This window comes from Actinoplanes sp. NPDC051388 (genome assembly GCF_055586225.1).
In genome coordinates this window covers 7,445-21,904 of the sequence record NZ_JBVJIP010000022.1, presented here as the reverse complement: position 1 = coordinate 21,904, position 14,460 = coordinate 7,445, and the positions used below count along the sequence as shown (strand labels likewise).

The following is a 14,460-nucleotide window of genomic DNA, read 5'->3' as shown; positions in this document are numbered from 1 at the left end:
CCGGCTACCCCTGCGCGTCCGGGTCGGCGCGCCGCTCGATGATCGCGAGGTCGCGGACCGCGTAGCGGTGGTGTTCCCACTCCTCTTCGAGGATGACGTGCAGGCAGCTCAGCGTGGTCTCCGGATAGGCCGGAGCCCACGGGTTCCGGCGTTGCGCGGCAAGCTCCTCGGCGGTCACCGTGGCCAGGAAGTCGCGCACCATGGCGATCCGGCCGGCCCGCACCTCGAGCACGTCCGCAAACGACGGCGCCTCCGTCACGAAGATCGACATGTCCAGGCCGTCGTCCGCGGCGCCGGCGTTCGCCAGGCCGAGCGGATGGTACGGCTGCTCCCGCTCCAGGATCGCCCGGCCGAGCCAGGTGTCCGTGGCGAGCACCAGGTGCCGCAGCGTCTGCGCGAACGACCACTCGCCGTCCACCGACACGTCCACCGCGCCGGCCGGCACGCGTTCCAACGTGGCCGCCCAGGTGCGCTCCACCGCGGCCCAGGCCGCGCGCAGACCCTCCGGATCCCCGGCCCACCGCTCCGCGCGGCCGGGAAAGCGGCGATTGAGCTCGGTCTCGACCAGCGGCGCCACGTCCACGCCGTTGACGAGCAGGGGGCCGGACAGCCACGGCGCGTCGATGTCCGCGCCGTCGACCTGGGCCTCGCGCAGCACCGCGCCGGACAGATCGGACCGGACGAACCTGGCGCCACCGAGATCCGCGTCGGTGAACCGCGCACCCCGCAGATCGTCGGACCGGTTGAAGATCTTCATCACACCAACCTGGCAGGCTGCGGGCCGCAACGCCAGGTCCGAGCGGGCGCGCGGGGGCACCGACCCCATGCCACCATGGGCGGATGGCGGACGTCGTGGTGGTCAACTTCGTGTCGGTGGACGGGGTCATCCAGTCGCCGCTGTCGGCTGACGAGGACCGCGAGGGCGGCTTCGCGCAGGGCGGCTGGGTCACGTCGGCCATGGACGACGTGATCGGGCGGGTGATGAGCGAGGCCACCAACGGCGCCGGCGCCCTGCTCCTCGGGCGCAAGACCTATCAGGTGTTCGCCGCCACCTGGTCGGTGGCCGACCAGAGCGAGCCGGCCGTCGCCGCCCTCAACCGGATGCCCAAATACGTCGCCTCGACCACGCTGACCAGTGCCGACTGGGAGAACAGCCGGATTCTCGGCGACGACCCGGTCGCCGAGATCACCCGGCTCAAGGCGCAGCCGGGCGGCGACATCGTGGTGTTCGGCAGCGGCGGGCTGCTGCGCACGCTGATCGAGGCGGATCTGATCGACCGCTACACGCTGCTGGTCTTCCCGGTGGTGCTCGGCAGCGGCAAGCGGATGTTCCCCGACGGCGTCGCGCCGGCCGGACTCACCCTGCTGGGCAGCGAGGTCTCCGCGACGGGCGCGATCATCCTGCGGTACGCACGTTCCTGACCGACTCCGCGAGGTTGGCCCAGGTCTCCTCGTCGTCCGCGCTCGTGCCGTGCGGCTCGCGGAAGTGCGCCAGGCCCTGCGCGATCTCGCTGAGGTCCCAGCGCAGCCGATAGAGGTCGAGGATGTCGCGGCGCAGCACGGTGCCGGTCGCCGCGGTGTAGGCGTCGTGCGCGGCCGCCAGGTCCCACAGGTCGCGTTCCGGCGGCGCCACCCGCGCGGTGTCCCAGTCGATCAGCAGCCAGCCGTCCGCGGTGCGCAGCACGTTGCCGGCGTGCGGCTCGCCGTGGGTCAACACCGGGCCGCGCGGGTCCGATCGGGCCGCAGCGACCAGCTCGGCATAGCGTTTCAGCGCCCGGCGAAGGCCATCGGCGGCGGCGTCGCGCAGGTCCGCCGCCCGGTGCGCGTAAGGGCCCGCGCCGAGCGGTTCCCAGATGGCGGCGCGCGCCGGGATGGCGTAGTCGTCGGCAAGGGCGACGCCCGGCGGCGCGGTGTGCACGGCGATCAGCAGGCCGAGGATCGCGTCGCGGAACTCCGGGCTCTCCGCGTCGAAGTCAAGGCCGGCCACCAGCGGATAGACCTCCACGGTGAAGGCCTCAGCGAGCATGGTCAGCGGCTCGCCGTCGCCGGCCGGCCGTGGCGCCAGCACGAAGTCCCGACCGGCGGCGCGCAGGGCCAGCGCCGCGGCGAGGGCCGCGCGCCGGCGCCGGAAGCCCGCGGTGAGCGGCTCATCGCCGGTGACCCGTCGGGTACGCAGATCGTCGACGGTCACGAACCAGCCCGCACCGGCGGAGTCGGTCACCTGCCAGTGGTGGCTGCCGAACCCGACCGGCCGATAGTCCAGCGTCACCGCGCGCAGCGACCAGCCCGCCGCCAGCGCCGCGATCAGATCCGATGCGGCCAGGTCGCCGGGAGGGGTGAACACCGGGCCACGATAGGGGTTCAGCGCGGGATGGGCCGGTCAATTCCGTCGACGAAGAGCCGGGCCCGGGCCGTGGTAGCCGCCGCGATGCGCCGCAGCATCAGCTCACCGACGGCCGGGTGCCGGCCGTCGAGGGCACCGACGCGCACGGCGAACACCAGGTCGAACGGGACCTCGGTGGTGAACTCCTCGGCCGCGACCCGGCGGAAGCTCAGCCGCCCGGCCGCGATCTCCGCCGCGGAGGCCGCTTCCGCCTGCGCGATGGCCGCGGCCGACCGGTCGATCCCCAGGATGTGCCCGGTGGTGAGGCGCGCCGCCACGGCCCGCGCGGCCGCCCCCGGCCCGCAACCGATCTCCAGCACCCGCAGATCCGGACGCAACGGCAGCGCCGCCACGATCGCGGCCAGGCGCGGCGAGAGCGACATCAGCCGCGGACCAGCAGGTTGGTCGCCATCATCCGCGGCTCGTCGCGACAGTTCGGCGCGATCGCGTGGAACGTGTCGCAATGCATCACGAACGCGTCGCCGGCCCGCCCGGTCAGCTCGACGATCCGCAGTTCCACGCCACCGACGGTAGCGTGGCCGGCGATCGGAACGTCGGTGCCCAGCAGGTCGCGCAGCCACGGATCGGCCGCGAGCAACGTGCGCAGCCGGCGCGGATGCGGATCGCCACCGGATCCGGCGAGATAGCGCCCGACCAGGTGGTGGGAGCCGGTGAGCACGAGGGTGCCACCGCCGCGCGGCTCGAGATCTTTCAAGATCACAAACAGCTGGATCCCGCGTACGCCGGGAAGAGCCTGAGTGGGCACGAAGTCGTTGTGCCAGGCACTGCCTCGCGGCACCGCCCAGCCGGGGTTTCCCGAAGGGAACGTCACCAGCGGCCGCCCCCACCGGCGGGGCTCCCGCCACCGCCCGGCGCCGAGCAGCTCATCGGCGGCGGCCCGGATCGCCGGACTGCCCAGCGCCCGGAACTCCGGCGTCGCGGTGATCGCCCGCAGCCCGGTCGGCTGCCCGGCGATCCAGGTCTCCGGCCGGTCCCGGACCACCCCGGCGCTGACCGCCAGATGCCCCCAGATCCGGTCGACGATCGCGGCGGCGTCCGCGGGTGCGACGGCGCCGGGCAACCGCACGAGCCCGGTCCGGTCGAAGTCCGACATGGGTGACTCCCCTCGCTCGGTGACCGTCCCGGAAACGAGGAACGCACCGGGAACCAGCACGCCGTCGGCCACGCATGGCCGATCGGCGCCCTGGCTCCGGGTGCGTCGAAGAAGACGATCACTGCCCGAAGCAGGTCTCTGCGGCACACTTTACGCTCGGGCGATGGCTGTCGCGATCGTGTTCGAGACGCATGCGCTGACCGAGGACAACGAGCGGGGTTTCACCACCGGCTGGCTGCCCGGCCGGCTCAGCGCGCAGGGCCGGATCAACGCCGCCGAGATGGGCCGCCGGCGGCGCGACGACGGGATCGCCGTGGTGTTCAGCTCGGATCTGCGGCGCTCGGTGGAGACCGCGGAGATCGCGTTCGGCGAGAGCGGCATCCCGATCCGGTACGACTGGCGGCTGCGCGAAACCAACTTCGGCGAGCACAACGGCCGTCCGGCGGCGGAGTTCCCGCCGGACCGCGCGGCGTTCGTGGACCATCCGTACCCGATGGGCGAAAGCCGCCGCCAGGCGATCGCCCGCACCGCCGAGATGATCCGCGAGCTGCCGACCCAGTGGGACGGCAAGCGAGTGATGCTGATCGGGCACGGCGCCACGCAGCGAGCACTCGAGCACGTGGTCAACGGCGTGAGCATCGAGGAGCTGGCCACGGCGGCCGAGTTCGAGTGGCGGCCCCAAGGCTGGGAATACCTGCTGGCGAGCGCGACGGCCGACGAGCGGCGGCGGCGCTGAACCGCGTTCGCGGGTAGCGGGCCGGACCGCGAGTCTGTGGACAGCCGGAAGAAAATGTCATATCGCCGGGCTACTTTCACCGCCCACCCAGTGCCTGGGTGGGGGAGGTGGCGGCGCCTTAGCCGGGACCATGGCGGCGAGCGCGCGCGGGGCCCGCGCCTACAGCGGGGTGAGGTAGGCGCGCACGAAGAATGAGATGCAGTGAATGGGCGTGTGGGTGAGGCCCATTTCCCGGAGCCGCTGCTCCCACGCCACCAGTTCGTCGCGGTCGGCGGCCGTCAGACCGATGTGATCCAACCCGGTGTTAAGTTCGCTGAACGGCACGCCGCTGCCCTCGGGATGCCGTCCATGCACACCCGGCCGTAGCCGAAGTCGAGCACCGCCAGCAGACCGAGGACCTCGAGATCGGTGACGGTGAGGGCCAAGTGGTTGACGCCCGTGACCGTGGGTTCTGATCTCCCATGGACGCACTAGGCCGTCGGCCTGCGGAGCAGGGTGCCCGTGGGAAGTTCTTCCGCTCGCCGCCAGCCGCACTGTTCGTAGTAGCCGACCGCCGGCGGTCCGGTGAAGACCCAGACCGCCGGATATCCGTGCTCCGCGGCGTGACTTTCGAGCCTTTGGAGCAGGAGCCGTCCGACGCCCTGCCGGCGCAGGTCGGCGCGCACCACCATGCCCCAGACGCAGGGCACCAGCTCGGGGCGGCCGGGCACATCGCTCGACCCGAGCGCCACCGCCCCGAGGGCCGCACCGAGTTCGTCGAGCGCCACCCAGGTCACCGGCAGGCCGTCGCGACCGGCCTCGCGCGCGGTGGTGGAGATCCACTCGTCGACGTCGTCGCCGCGGCCCCACTCGGCGAACCGCATCCGGCCGATCGGCTCGATGAGTTCCGGTACGTCGGCGAGCAGCCGCACCAGCACAGTCATCCGAACAGTCTTGCGCATTCCGTCGGTAAGTCGTAGCTTTCCGTTCGTGGCGACTTACCAAGCGGCGGAGGGCTGGGAGGCTCTGGGCGATCCCAGCCGGCTCGCCATCGTGCAGTGCCTGGCGGACCGACCCCGGGCCGTCGGCGAGCTGGCGAACGAGTTGCCGATCAGCCGGCCGGCGGTGTCGCAGCACCTCAAGGTGCTCAAGGACGCCGGTCTCGTCACCGACCAGGCGATCGGCACCCGCCGGGTCTACCGGCTCAACCCGGCCGGGATCGCCGCGCTCCGGGACCAGCTGGAGACCTTCTGGAACCGGGCGCTGGACGCCTATCAGGACATCGTGGAACAGACCGAGGAGAATTCATGACCGAGACCGTGGTGCGTCGGCAGCTGGTGGTGCAGGCGCCGATCGAGCGGGCGTTCACCGTGTTCACCGATCGCTTCGGCGACATCAAGCCGGCCGAGCACAACCTCCTCGGCGTACCGATCGCGGAAACTGTGTTCGAGCCCAAGGTCGGCGGCAACATCTACGACCGCGGGACCGACGGCAGCGAGTGCCGCTGGGCGCGGATCCTGGCGTACGACCCGCCGCGCCGGGTGGTGTTCAGCTGGGACATCGGGCCCACCTGGCAGGTCGAGACCGATCCCGAGCTGACCAGCGAGGTCGAGGTGACCTTCACCGCCGAATCCCCGGACCGCACCCGGGTCGAGCTCGAGCACCGGCACATCGACCGGCACGGCCCCGGCTGGGAATCGCTGCGCGACGGAGTCGCCCACGACGAGGGCTGGCCGCTCTACCTGGACCGTTACGCGGCGCTGTTCGGCGACGACCACTGACGACGCCGATCAGGCCGGCGAACGGGTGACCGGGACGTGGACGGTGACCACGGCGGTGTCGTCGTCGACCCGGCCGCCGGTGAAGGCCATGACGGCGTCGTCGATGGCGGCGGCGAGCCGGTCGGCTGAGTCGGCCCGGGCGTCGGCGATGACCTGTTCGAGCCGTTCGGGCCCGAACAGGTCGCGGTCGCCGGCCCGGCGGCCCTCGGTAACGCCGTCGGTGAACATGACGAGGCTGTCGCCCGGCTGCAGGATCGCGCGCTGATCCCGGAGGTTGAGGTCGGGTCGCCAGCCGAGCAGCAGGCCGTGCCGGCCGAGCTTGCGGACCCGGCCGTCGGCGCGGCGGATCAGCGCGGGATCGTGGCCGCCCAGGCTGACCCGCACACTGATGCCCTGCGGGTGCGGACGCAGGGTGGCGTAGACGGCGGTGAGGAACCGCCGGTCCTCGGTGTGCCAGGCGAGCAGTGCGGCGTTCAGGGTGGCCAGGTTGGTGCTGGGGTGGCGCACCGGACCGCCGCGGCCCGCAGGGTGTACCGGGCCAGCGCGGTCGCTTTCGCTGCCTGCGGTCCCTTGCCGGAGACGTCGCCGACGACGACGGCCCAGGTGTCGCGCACGGAGGGAAGCACGTCGTAGAAGTCGCCGTAGACGTCGGCCTCGCCGATCGCCGCCCGGTGGTATCGCACGGCCACCTCGGCGCCGGGGATCTCGGGCAGGTGCGGCGGCAGCAGGCTCTGCTGCAGTGTCTCGGCGAGCTGCTCGGCGCGGGCGGTCGCGTGTTCCGCCACCACGATCGCGGTTTCGGCGCGGGCGGTCGCGGCCCGGGCGTCGTCGACGGCATCCCGCAGGGCGATCTCGCCGGCCGCGGCCTGGGACAGGGTCTCCAGGACTTCGAGGTCGTACGGGGTCTACTGCCGGACGATGGTGTCGACGGCGCAGAACGTGCCGAGCACCTGACCGTCCGGAGAGCGGACCGGGAAGCCGGCCCAGGCGGCGATGCCCATCAGCTCGATCGACGGGTTGTCCCGGGTGCGTGGATCGGCCCTGGCGTCGGTCACGATCAGGGCCGCGCCGGAGCCGATGACGTATTGGCAGAACGACTGCTGGACGGTGTTCTGCCGGTCGCCGCCGCGCACCCCGATGCCGCTCTTCCAGAACGAGCGGGTGTCGTCCACGACGGTGACGAACGCGAACGGAGTGTCCAGCAGGGTCGCGGCGAGCCGGGTCAGCCGGTCGAAGTCCTCTTCCGGGCCGGTGTCGAGCAGATGGGTGCGTCGCACCGCGGCCAGCCGGTCCGGGTCGTAGACCTGCGGCGGCACGTTGGCGGAGACGATCACCGGGCAGTCACGTCGTCATTGTGACCGGCTCAGCGTCCGCTGACGAACCTCAGATGGTTGCTGTCCGGGTCGCGCAGGAGGAAATCGACCATATCGGGGTTGCTTTCGTCAAGCGCTCCGAGCCGGTCCTGGCCGCGATCCCGCAGCCGGTGCCACAGCGCCGCCGCGTCCGGGACCCGGATCAGGCAGGCGCCGGGGGTGACGCCACTGTGGCGGGAGATGTGCAATTCGGTGTCGCCGTCGCGCAGGACGACGTACCCGGGCAGCTCTTGGGCCTCGAAGCCGAGCGCCGCGTAGAACCGGATCGTTCGCCGCAGATCCCGGCACCCCAGCAGGGGCACCGCGCCGATCGGGCCGGTCATGACCTCGGCCGCGCGCGCGTCCTCGGTACGTTGCAGCTCGGTGAGCTCGGGATCCTCGGGTTCGGGCGCCCAGGCCTCCGGCGGAATCGGCGGCGGCGGCGTGACCGGCAGCCCGTACAACTCCTCGACGGCGGCTCGCGCATATGCGGTCTCCCGGACCACGTCGTGGCTCATGGGCAGTTCGCCCTGCACCCGGAAGAAGGCGGCGATCACGTCCCGCCCGGTCCCACCCGGCGGCACCAGCTGAAACCAGCGGAACCCGCTCGGCCGTTCCGGGATGCCACGCATCGCCAGGAGCTCATTGATCTCGTCGTCGGCCGCGCGCCGCTCCTCATCCGTGACCCGGCGCCCGGAGATCCGCCGATCGCCGTCCGGTTCGGTCTCCCGGACCTGCCACCAGTGCACGCGCTCGTCCGGGTAGCGCAGGAGAGTCCCGGTCCCGGCGAACCAGCCGAGCATCAGATGCCAATCAGAAAAGCCACATTCCCAGTACGTGCCCCGCTCGGTCACCAGGACATCGCCGTCATCCATGTCCACCGGCGGCGACAGAGGCAGCAGACCGGCGGCATCCCAGGCATTGCTCATGCCCCCAGCACACCACGCATCGACCCAGGGCGACGGACGAGTCGGCCTGTACGCCGGATTCTGTCCCGGCGTCCCGGAGGACGCCATCGGCGATCATCCATCTCGGCCTGCCGTTGCCGACAGGCTCTTGCGGCCTACCCGCAGGCTCGGGCGAGCAGCCCTCGAACGCCTGCGCCGGCCACCACCACTTGCGCGGCGGCGGCCTTGCTTGGCCTTGCTCCGGGTGGGGTTTACCTAGCCATCCCGGTCGCCCGGGATGCTGGTGAGCTCTTACCTCACCGTTTCACCCTTACCGGCGCACCTGGCGCCGGCGGTCTCTTCTCTGTGGCACTGTCCCGCGGGTCACCCCGGGTTGCCGTTAACAACCACCCTGCTCTGTGGAGTCCGGACGTTCCTCGGCGACACCCCGTGCGGGTGCCGACGCGACCACCCAGCCGACTCGTCCGTCGCCCGTCAATCCTACGCGGCCCCCTTGCGGAGCGGGCGGGCAGAGCGGGGCCGTAGATTCAAGCCAGCTATGGATCTCGGACACATTCTCCTGCTCATCGCCGCCGGCATCCTCGCCGGCGGGATCAACGCGCTGGCCGGCGGCGGCTCGCTCATCACCTTCCCGAGCCTGATCGTGACCGGCCTGCCGACCGTCGAGGCGAACGTCACCAACTCCGTCTCGGTCTTCCCCGGCTATGTCTCCAGTGTCCTGGGCAGCCGGGCCGACCTGCATGGTCAACGCCGCCGTGTGCTGGCGATTCTCCCGGCGAGCGTTCTCGGCGCGGCCGGCGGCTGCGCTCTGCTGCTGCTCACCCCGGCGCGCGCGTTCGAGGTCATCGTCCCGTTCCTGGTGCTCGGGGCGGCCGCCGCGCTGTTCTTCCAGGACCGGCTCCGCGGCCTGGTCGGGCATCCGCGCGCGCTCAGCCCGCGCCGCGGCGCCATCACCCTGCAGGTGGTCGTCTTCATCGGCGCCGTCTATGGCGGCTACTTCGGCGCCGCCCTAGGCGTCATGTATGTCGCCGCCCTGGCCCTCGTCCTCGACGAGTCGCTCAACCGGATCAACGCCCTCAAGAACGTCCTCTCCGCCGCCGTGGGTGGCGTCACGCTCGTGGTCTTCGCGATCTTCGCGCAGGTCAGCTGGGGTGCGGCGGCCACGCTCGCCCCCGCCACGATCGTCGGAGGGTACGCGGGCGCCCGCCTCGCCCGCCGCCTGCCGTCCCAGGTGCTGAAGGCACTGATCGTCACGTTCGGCACCGTGATCGGCCTGATATTGCTGTACCGCGCCTTCCTGTAACGAGTTACCTTGGTCCCTAGGTAACCAAGAGGAGGTGGCAAGCATGGTCGATCGAGTCCAACTCGGCGTCCGCCTGGAGACGCGACTGGTCAAGGTGCTGAAGGGGCTGGCCGAGTTCAACGACGAGACCCTCGGCGAGCTGCTCGAGAAGATCGTCCTGCACTCGTTCGAACCGGTCCCGGGCGACGAGGGCGAGTCCTGCGCCAGCCCGCACAGCAAGGCCGCGCTGACCGCGATCACCGATCTCAAGCGCGTCTACGGCCTCGACTACGACACCCACGCGATGCGCGGTCAGAACAACTGATCGAGGGTGGCGGACGGGCGTACCAGAGGCAGGCCCTGAAAGCCGAGCCGGACCGCCGCCGCAACCAGGTCGGGGTCGTCGTCGACGAACAGGCACTCCCCCGGCTGCAGGCCGAGCATCTCGCTGCCGGCGAAGTACATCCGCGGATCCGGCTTGGTGCAGCCCAGCACCTCGGAGATCACGAAACCCTCGAAGTATCCGTCCAGGTCGAGCTCGCGGAAGAGATCCGGCAGCTCGGCCCACGCGTCGGAGACCACACACATCCGGATTCCGGCGTCCCGCAGGCGGTCCAGGACCGGCCGCACGTCGGGGTAGGCCTCGAGCACCGGGCCGGCGGCGGGTGCTTCGAGGGCCCGCAACAACGAGGACGCGGGCGAGGGTACGCCGAGCACGCGCAACATCGCCCGGTGGTAGTCGGCGCGCGGCACCGTGGCCGGGCCGGCGTCGAGCACCCGCTGGCCCTCCTCGAACGCCGCCGGGAACAACGCCGGCCGGATGCCGGGGTGGTGCCGCAGCACGATCTCCTCGAAGTCGTAGCGGGGGTTCCACCGCCCACCGGCCGGCCGGGTCAGCACGCCCCCGGCGTCGAAGAGGATCCCGCGGTAGTTCATCGGGTCTTCCGGCCCGCTTCCAGGTGCTCGATCATCTCCGCGATGCGCTGGGCGCGCAGCTCCGGCCGGCGCTTGGTGCCGTCGATCCACTTGAGATAGGCGCGCCGATAGAACTGGGCGAGCGAGTCGAAGAACGCGCCCGCCCGCGGGTGGGCGTCGAGCGCCGCGACGATGTCCGGCGCGAGGTCGTCGCGTTGCGGGCCCTCGGGCTCGAGCGTGATGGTCACCTCGTCGCCGACCGGCACCGGGAAGTCGCGCAGCCACCCGGCGCCGATGGTCATCCCGAAGCCGTCGGCGACCGTCTCGATCGCGCCGCGCACCCGGCAGCCGTCGACGGTGCCGTGGACGAGGTGGCGCGATTTGGCGCCCCACTCCTGGTCGGGGTCGAAGGGCACCGGCAGGAAGACCCGCCCGCGCCCGGCGTCGACCGGGGTCGCGTCGAACGTCACCACTTGATCTCGGAGAGGAAGTCGTCGATGGCGGTGACCATGCGGCCCAGCACCTCGACGGTGCCGGTCACCGGCCCGGGGACGGCCATGCCGTGGCTGGCCTCCTCGACCTCGAACACGTGCGGGGTGAGCCGGCGGGCCGCGGCGCCGTCCCAGACCTCGTCCGCGGTGCCGCCGATCAGCAGGAACGGCGCGGTCGCGCGCTCCAGGCCGGCGACCACCCACGGCATCGTCAGCAGCGGGGTCAGCCAGACCGCGGGCAGCTCACGCTCGGCCGCGATCGCCGCCGCGTTCGTGCCCATCGACTTGCCGATCAGCAGGGGCCGGCCGCCGACGGCGTCGAGCAGGGGCGTGATCTCGGCGCACACCCAGGCCTCGATCGCGGGCGAGAACGCGAACGACGCCGGCCGCGACCAGTGGTGCCGATGCACGGTCGCGCCGCGGCGCTCGAGAACGTCTCCGGCATACATCAGCATCCCGGCGCCGGGCCCGAAGTTGCCGCCGGGGATCACGATCGCGTCGGCCATGCGCTCACTCCCAGGTGTGTGCGAGCCGGTGGAATTCCTCGCTGTGCACCGGGATGACGCAGATGATCTGGCCGCCGGGCACCCGCAGGATGTGGCAGCCCTCCCACTCGCGGAGTTTCACCGCGCCGAGCGCGATCAGCCGCGCGGTCTCGGCCGCCGTGTCGTCGGTCTCGATGTCCAGGTGGTAGCGCGGTTCGTCGTCCACGGACTGCACCGCCACCACCACGTCGGGCAGCGCGCCGGGCAGACCGGTGAACTGCGGCTCGCCCGGCACCGGGGTGGCCGGCACGCCCAGCGCGGCGGCCCAGAAGGTGCTCGCGGCGGCCGCCTCGTCGAGCGGGACGTCGATCAACAGTGTGGACAGGCGACTGCGATGCACTGCAGAAGGCTAACAGCGCGGGACAAAAGCGTCTGCCTGTAGTAGGAAGCTTCCGTGACGAACGACGACGTACTGGGGATCATCGAAACGCAGGTCGCGATGTTGATGCGGCTGGGCGAGGCGACCCGGCGATCGACCGAACTCAAGCCTCATCGTGCCCTGGACCGTTCGGCGTACGTGATCCTGCGGCACCTGCAGGCGGCCGGGCCCCTGAACGTCTCCGCGCTCGCCGACCGGCTCAACCTGGACGGCTCGACGGTGACCCGTCAGGTCACCGCGCTGGAGGGTGACCGGTTGGTGGAGCGGCGCAAGGACCCGACCGACGGGCGCGGCACCGTGATCGCGCCCACCGACCTCGGTCTCCGGCAGGTCAACGATGTGCGCAAGGCGCGGCGGGCGATCTACGACCGGGTGCTGCGGGACTGGGACGAGGCGCAGCGGGCCGGGCTCGCGGACACCCTCGAGCGGCTGACCGGGGCGTTCGAGGCATACATGCGGGACTCGAAATAGTGGACGCCGCGTCCCCGAGGCGAGGGGACGCGGCGCCCGTAGGGAGCAGGGTCAGGTCGAGGACGGCACGTCCTCCGTCGAGGTGCGGGCCTTTTCCAGTCGCGGGTCGCCCTCGTCGGCGAAGTAGTCGTCCGGCGAGGTCCCGTCCACGCCGTCCGGCGTCTTCATCGCCCGCAGGATGAACGTCACGACGACCGCCACCAGCAGGTTCAGCGCCACCGCGATGAAGCCCACGTAGATCGTCCTGGGTGTGTCGAACCCGAGCTTCTCCAGCGCGAAGGCGGAGCCGCCGAAGTGCTGACGCTTGGTCGCCGCGTTCGGGATGTTCCACAGCATCCAGAAGCCCGCCGCCATGCCGACCGCCCAGCCGGCGATCAGCGCACCCCGGTGCAGCCACCGGGTGAACAGGCCGAGCGCCACCGCCGGGGCGGTCTGCAGGATGATGATGCCGCCGATCAGCTGCAGGTCGATGGAGAACTGCGGGTCCAGGAAGATGATGCAGGCGACCGCGCCGACCTTCACCACCAGCGACACGATCTTCGCCACGCCGGCTTCCTGGGCGTGGGTGGCGTCCTTGCGGATGTACTCCTTGTAGATGTTGCGGGTGAAGAGGTTGGCCGCGGCGATCGACATGATCGCGGCCGGCACCAGCGCGCCGATGCCGATCGCGGCGAAGGCGACGCCCGCGAACCAGCTCGGGAACTGCGTGTCGAACAGCAGCGGCACGACGGTGTTGCTGTCCACCGTGCCTTCCTTGGCGCCCGGCAGCGGTTTGACCCCGGCCGCGATGGCCGCGAAGCCGAGCAGCGCGAGCAGCCCGAGCAGGAAGCTGTACGCGGGCAGCGCCGACATGTTCCGCTTGATCACGTTGCGGTTCTTGCTGGCCAGCACGCCGGTGATCGAGTGCGGGTAGAGGAACAGCGCGAGCGCCGAGCCCAACGCGAGCGTGATGTATTGCAGCTGGTTGTTGGCGTTCAGCGTGATGCCGTCGCCGGGCGCGGGTGACGCCGTGAACTTGTCGTTGGCGGCGTCGAAGATGCTGCCCCAGCCGCCCAGCTTGTAGGGCAGATAGATCACCGCGACCAGGATCACGATGTAGATCAGCGTGTCCTTGACGAAGGCGATCAGCGCCGGCGCCCGCAAGCCGGACTGATAGGTGTACGCGGCCAGGATCGCGAACGCCACGATGATCGGCGCGTGCCGGGCCAGCAGGCTGTCCCCGGTCATGCCCATCGTCTTGAGCACCGCCTCGATGCCGACCAGCTGCAGCGCGATGTACGGCATGGTCGCGACGATCCCGGTGATCGCCACCAGCAACGCCAGCGTGGGCGAGTCGAACCGGGTGCGCACGAAGTCGGCCGGGGTCACGAACCCGTGCCGGTGCGAGACCGACCAGAGCCGGATCAGGATCAGGAAGAACAGCGGATAGATGACGATCGTGTACGGGACGGCGAAGAACCCGGCCGCACCGGCGCCGAACATCAGCGCGGGCACCGCCACGAACGTGTACGCGGTGTAGAGGTCGCCGCCGACGAGGAACCAGGTGATCCAGCCGCCGAAGCTGCGCCCGCCCAGCCCCCACTCGTCCAGATGCGCCATGTCCTTCGGCGCGCGCCACTTGGCCGCCACGAAGCCCATCGCGCTGACCAGCAGGAACAGCAGGCTGAAGACGATGATCTCGGTGATGTGATCGCTCATCGGGCCGTCACCGCTTCTTCGTCATCTGATAGACGATCGACGTGGTGACCACGCCGAGCAGGATGAACGCGAACTGCAGCCAGTAGAAGGCCGGGAATCCCCACAGCCGTGGCGAGTCGAAGTTGAAGATCGGGGTCAGCACGGGCACCACGATCGGGATGACGAGCAACCAGTTCCACGGGCTGCGGTCGGACCGCGGCGGTGGCGAAGTCTCGGGTTCGGCCATCAGCCGTTACCTCCCCGCTCGGAGGGTCAGATCTCCGTGAGGTTAACGATTTGGGACGCCGTTAACCGATCTCGATGCGCCGAACGGCTCCGGTGGTGCGCCGAACGGGCCGCCGGCCACCCCGGTCCAGCCCCGCCCGTAATACGGCGGGCCAAGCACCAGCTGTTTGCGCGGGCTGCCGCGGTACAGCCACGCGCCAA

21 protein-coding genes, 1 other RNA gene and 1 pseudogene are annotated in these 14,460 nt (G+C 71.0%); 7 read left to right on the top strand and 16 right to left on the bottom strand.

The features are described from left to right. Nucleotides 1–4 precede the first annotated feature (4 nt). Complete coding sequence (locus ACZ6TI_RS39950) at nucleotides 5–757, bottom strand: DinB family protein (protein WP_465350471.1); 753 nt, start codon at nucleotides 755–757, stop codon at nucleotides 5–7. An 83-nt stretch (nucleotides 758–840) separates the two neighbouring features. Here ACZ6TI_RS39950 and ACZ6TI_RS39945 point away from each other — a divergent pair, with 83 nt between their 5' ends. Beyond that, nucleotides 841–1,422, top strand: coding sequence for a dihydrofolate reductase family protein (locus ACZ6TI_RS39945; protein ID WP_465350470.1), 582 nt, complete (start codon nucleotides 841–843; stop codon nucleotides 1,420–1,422). Here ACZ6TI_RS39945 and ACZ6TI_RS39940 read toward each other — a convergent pair. The 3 genes from ACZ6TI_RS39940 to ACZ6TI_RS39930 are packed head-to-tail and all read right to left on the bottom strand — an operon-like array spanning nucleotide 1,397 to nucleotide 3,497. After that, nucleotides 1,397–2,344 (bottom strand): phosphotransferase, encoded by a 948-nt coding sequence (locus ACZ6TI_RS39940; RefSeq protein WP_465350469.1) that lies wholly within the window; start codon nucleotides 2,342–2,344, stop codon nucleotides 1,397–1,399. The two genes, ACZ6TI_RS39945 and ACZ6TI_RS39940, sit on opposite strands and share 26 nt — an antisense overlap. A gap of 17 nt (nucleotides 2,345–2,361) precedes the next feature. Further along, on the bottom strand, nucleotides 2,362–2,847 hold the full coding sequence (locus ACZ6TI_RS39935; RefSeq protein WP_465350468.1) for a methyltransferase domain-containing protein: 486 nt from the start codon (nucleotides 2,845–2,847) through the stop codon (nucleotides 2,362–2,364). Beyond that, entirely contained in the window at nucleotides 2,766–3,497 is a 732-nt protein-coding gene (locus ACZ6TI_RS39930) for a phytanoyl-CoA dioxygenase family protein (protein WP_465350467.1), read from the bottom strand. Before ACZ6TI_RS39930 ends, ACZ6TI_RS39935 begins: the two co-directional genes overlap by 82 nt. Before the next feature lie 163 nt (nucleotides 3,498–3,660). On the opposite strand from ACZ6TI_RS39930, the gene ACZ6TI_RS39925 reads away from it, so the two are divergent. Then, complete coding sequence (locus ACZ6TI_RS39925; RefSeq protein ID WP_465350466.1) at nucleotides 3,661–4,233, top strand: histidine phosphatase family protein; 573 nt, start codon at nucleotides 3,661–3,663, stop codon at nucleotides 4,231–4,233. Between the two features lie 159 nt (nucleotides 4,234–4,392). On the opposite strand, the gene ACZ6TI_RS39920 is transcribed toward ACZ6TI_RS39925, so the two are convergent. Together ACZ6TI_RS39920 and ACZ6TI_RS39915 are read right to left on the bottom strand one after the other, a co-directional pair. Further along, entirely contained in the window at nucleotides 4,393–4,557 is a 165-nt protein-coding gene (locus ACZ6TI_RS39920; RefSeq protein WP_465350465.1) for a hypothetical protein, read from the bottom strand. A 146-nt stretch (nucleotides 4,558–4,703) separates the two neighbouring features. After that, the gene (locus ACZ6TI_RS39915; protein ID WP_465350464.1) at nucleotides 4,704–5,156 is read right to left on the bottom strand and encodes a GNAT family N-acetyltransferase; all 453 of its coding nucleotides are present in this window, start codon (nucleotides 5,154–5,156) and stop codon (nucleotides 4,704–4,706) included. A 46-nt stretch (nucleotides 5,157–5,202) separates the two neighbouring features. On the opposite strand from ACZ6TI_RS39915, the gene ACZ6TI_RS39910 reads away from it, so the two are divergent. Both ACZ6TI_RS39910 and ACZ6TI_RS39905 read left to right on the top strand, forming a co-directional pair. Next, complete coding sequence (locus ACZ6TI_RS39910) at nucleotides 5,203–5,523, top strand: ArsR/SmtB family transcription factor (protein WP_465350463.1); 321 nt, start codon at nucleotides 5,203–5,205, stop codon at nucleotides 5,521–5,523. Beyond that, complete coding sequence (locus ACZ6TI_RS39905; protein ID WP_465350462.1) at nucleotides 5,520–5,993, top strand: SRPBCC family protein; 474 nt, start codon at nucleotides 5,520–5,522, stop codon at nucleotides 5,991–5,993. The genes ACZ6TI_RS39910 and ACZ6TI_RS39905 overlap by 4 nt, the downstream gene beginning before the upstream one ends. A gap of 9 nt (nucleotides 5,994–6,002) precedes the next feature. Here ACZ6TI_RS39905 and ACZ6TI_RS39900 read toward each other — a convergent pair. The 4 genes and pseudogenes from ACZ6TI_RS39900 to rnpB form a co-directional block, all read right to left on the bottom strand. Beyond that, nucleotides 6,003–6,607 (bottom strand): annotated as a pseudogene (locus ACZ6TI_RS39900) (PP2C family protein-serine/threonine phosphatase). Nucleotides 6,608–6,898: 291 nt separating this feature from the next. Beyond that, nucleotides 6,899–7,327 carry a GAF domain-containing protein gene (locus ACZ6TI_RS39895; protein ID WP_465350461.1) on the bottom strand — a complete coding sequence of 143 codons (429 nt, stop codon included), beginning with the start codon at nucleotides 7,325–7,327 and terminating at the stop codon, nucleotides 6,899–6,901. A 29-nt stretch (nucleotides 7,328–7,356) separates the two neighbouring features. Then, nucleotides 7,357–8,274: a DUF5956 family protein gene (locus tag ACZ6TI_RS39890; protein WP_465350460.1), complete on the bottom strand. Its 918-nt coding sequence runs from the start codon at nucleotides 8,272–8,274 to the stop codon at nucleotides 7,357–7,359. 33 nt (nucleotides 8,275–8,307) lie between these two features. Further along, nucleotides 8,308–8,716, bottom strand: an RNA gene (gene rnpB, locus ACZ6TI_RS39885) — RNase P RNA component class A. 75 nt (nucleotides 8,717–8,791) lie between these two features. On the opposite strand from rnpB, the gene ACZ6TI_RS39880 reads away from it, so the two are divergent. Further along, a complete protein-coding gene (locus ACZ6TI_RS39880; RefSeq protein ID WP_465350459.1) occupies nucleotides 8,792–9,556 on the top strand; it encodes a sulfite exporter TauE/SafE family protein in 765 nt (254 codons plus the stop codon). A gap of 43 nt (nucleotides 9,557–9,599) precedes the next feature. Then, nucleotides 9,600–9,860 (top strand): hypothetical protein, encoded by a 261-nt coding sequence (locus tag ACZ6TI_RS39875; protein ID WP_465350458.1) that lies wholly within the window; start codon nucleotides 9,600–9,602, stop codon nucleotides 9,858–9,860. On the opposite strand, the gene ACZ6TI_RS39870 is transcribed toward ACZ6TI_RS39875, so the two are convergent. From ACZ6TI_RS39870 to ACZ6TI_RS39855, 4 genes are read right to left on the bottom strand one after another with little or no spacing between them, the layout of a single operon-like run. Further along, nucleotides 9,848–10,471, bottom strand: coding sequence for an HAD family hydrolase (locus ACZ6TI_RS39870; protein WP_465350457.1), 624 nt, complete (start codon nucleotides 10,469–10,471; stop codon nucleotides 9,848–9,850). The two genes, ACZ6TI_RS39875 and ACZ6TI_RS39870, sit on opposite strands and share 13 nt — an antisense overlap. Beyond that, on the bottom strand, nucleotides 10,468–10,920 hold the full coding sequence (locus ACZ6TI_RS39865; RefSeq protein ID WP_465350456.1) for a YdeI/OmpD-associated family protein: 453 nt from the start codon (nucleotides 10,918–10,920) through the stop codon (nucleotides 10,468–10,470). The genes ACZ6TI_RS39870 and ACZ6TI_RS39865 overlap by 4 nt, the downstream gene beginning before the upstream one ends. Beyond that, the gene (locus tag ACZ6TI_RS39860; RefSeq protein ID WP_465350455.1) at nucleotides 10,917–11,447 is read right to left on the bottom strand and encodes an alpha/beta fold hydrolase; all 531 of its coding nucleotides are present in this window, start codon (nucleotides 11,445–11,447) and stop codon (nucleotides 10,917–10,919) included. Before ACZ6TI_RS39860 ends, ACZ6TI_RS39865 begins: the two co-directional genes overlap by 4 nt. 4 nt (nucleotides 11,448–11,451) lie before the next feature. Continuing rightward, entirely contained in the window at nucleotides 11,452–11,826 is a 375-nt protein-coding gene (locus ACZ6TI_RS39855) for a VOC family protein (RefSeq protein WP_465350454.1), read from the bottom strand. A gap of 54 nt (nucleotides 11,827–11,880) precedes the next feature. On the opposite strand from ACZ6TI_RS39855, the gene ACZ6TI_RS39850 reads away from it, so the two are divergent. Further along, on the top strand, nucleotides 11,881–12,336 hold the full coding sequence (locus ACZ6TI_RS39850; protein WP_465350453.1) for a MarR family winged helix-turn-helix transcriptional regulator: 456 nt from the start codon (nucleotides 11,881–11,883) through the stop codon (nucleotides 12,334–12,336). Nucleotides 12,337–12,387: 51 nt separating this feature from the next. On the opposite strand, the gene mctP is transcribed toward ACZ6TI_RS39850, so the two are convergent. Beyond that, nucleotides 12,388–14,034, bottom strand: coding sequence for a monocarboxylate uptake permease MctP (mctP, locus tag ACZ6TI_RS39845; protein WP_465350452.1), 1,647 nt, complete (start codon nucleotides 14,032–14,034; stop codon nucleotides 12,388–12,390). A gap of 7 nt (nucleotides 14,035–14,041) precedes the next feature. Beyond that, the gene (locus ACZ6TI_RS39840; RefSeq protein ID WP_465350451.1) at nucleotides 14,042–14,260 is read right to left on the bottom strand and encodes a DUF3311 domain-containing protein; all 219 of its coding nucleotides are present in this window, start codon (nucleotides 14,258–14,260) and stop codon (nucleotides 14,042–14,044) included. Nucleotides 14,261–14,460: the final 200 nt, after the last annotated feature.

What these genes read in the sequence shown, in the direction of transcription:
- ACZ6TI_RS39950 (WP_465350471.1), bottom strand. Translation starts at nt 757, where the DNA reads ATGAAGATCTTCAACCGGTCCGACGATCTGCGGGGTGCGCGGTTCACC.
- ACZ6TI_RS39945 (WP_465350470.1), top strand. Translation starts at nt 841, where the DNA reads ATGGCGGACGTCGTGGTGGTCAACTTCGTGTCGGTGGACGGGGTCATC.
- ACZ6TI_RS39930 (WP_465350467.1), bottom strand. Translation starts at nt 3,497, where the DNA reads ATGTCGGACTTCGACCGGACCGGGCTCGTGCGGTTGCCCGGCGCCGTC.
- ACZ6TI_RS39925 (WP_465350466.1), top strand. Translation starts at nt 3,661, where the DNA reads ATGGCTGTCGCGATCGTGTTCGAGACGCATGCGCTGACCGAGGACAAC.
- ACZ6TI_RS39915 (WP_465350464.1), bottom strand. Translation starts at nt 5,156, where the DNA reads ATGACTGTGCTGGTGCGGCTGCTCGCCGACGTACCGGAACTCATCGAG.
- ACZ6TI_RS39905 (WP_465350462.1), top strand. Translation starts at nt 5,520, where the DNA reads ATGACCGAGACCGTGGTGCGTCGGCAGCTGGTGGTGCAGGCGCCGATC.
- ACZ6TI_RS39890 (WP_465350460.1), bottom strand. Translation starts at nt 8,274, where the DNA reads ATGAGCAATGCCTGGGATGCCGCCGGTCTGCTGCCTCTGTCGCCGCCG.
- ACZ6TI_RS39880 (WP_465350459.1), top strand. Translation starts at nt 8,792, where the DNA reads ATGGATCTCGGACACATTCTCCTGCTCATCGCCGCCGGCATCCTCGCC.
- ACZ6TI_RS39875 (WP_465350458.1), top strand. Translation starts at nt 9,600, where the DNA reads ATGGTCGATCGAGTCCAACTCGGCGTCCGCCTGGAGACGCGACTGGTC.
- ACZ6TI_RS39870 (WP_465350457.1), bottom strand. Translation starts at nt 10,471, where the DNA reads ATGAACTACCGCGGGATCCTCTTCGACGCCGGGGGCGTGCTGACCCGG.
- ACZ6TI_RS39860 (WP_465350455.1), bottom strand. Translation starts at nt 11,447, where the DNA reads ATGGCCGACGCGATCGTGATCCCCGGCGGCAACTTCGGGCCCGGCGCC.
- mctP (WP_465350452.1), bottom strand. Translation starts at nt 14,034, where the DNA reads ATGAGCGATCACATCACCGAGATCATCGTCTTCAGCCTGCTGTTCCTG.
- ACZ6TI_RS39840 (WP_465350451.1), bottom strand. Translation starts at nt 14,260, where the DNA reads ATGGCCGAACCCGAGACTTCGCCACCGCCGCGGTCCGACCGCAGCCCG.